We start from the raw sequence: 355 nt of genomic DNA, 5'->3' as shown, positions 1-355 counted from the left end.
GTTCGATCCCGTTAACTCCCATTGGTTGTTTCAGCCATTAAGTGAATAAAGAGTTTGGAAGGGTAGCGAAGAGGCTAAACGCGGCGGACTGTAAATCCGCTCCTTCGGGTTCGGGGGTTCGAATCCCTCCCCTTCCATAGAAAACGGGCATCGTATAAAGGTAGTACAAAGGTCTCCAAAACCTTTAGTGTGGGTTCAATTCCTGCTGCCCGTGTTTCATTATGGCGGATGTGGTGAAGTGGTTAACACACCGGCTTGTGGCGCCGGCACTCGCGAGTTCGATCCTCGTCATCCGCCTTTTTAATGGGGTATAGCCAAGCGGTAAGGCAAGGGACTTTGACTCCCTCATGCGTTG

3 tRNA genes are annotated in these 355 nt (G+C 51.3%); all 3 read left to right on the top strand.

The features are described 5' to 3' along the window. Nucleotides 1-56: 56 nt before the first annotated feature. A tRNA-Tyr gene (locus tag IAE51_RS12050) sits at nt 57-137 on the top strand. Between the two features lie 6 nt (nt 138-143). After that, nucleotides 144-214, top strand: a tRNA-Trp gene (locus IAE51_RS12045). Nucleotides 215-224: 10 nt separating this feature from the next. Further along, a tRNA-His gene (locus tag IAE51_RS12040) sits at nt 225-297 on the top strand. The last annotated feature ends 58 nt before the right edge of the window (nt 298-355 follow it).

This window comes from Lactococcus sp. S64 (genome assembly GCF_016516525.1).
GTDB classification, from domain to species: domain Bacteria; phylum Bacillota; class Bacilli; order Lactobacillales; family Streptococcaceae; genus Lactococcus; species Lactococcus lactis.
This window is presented reverse-complemented; position numbering and strand designations above follow the sequence as displayed.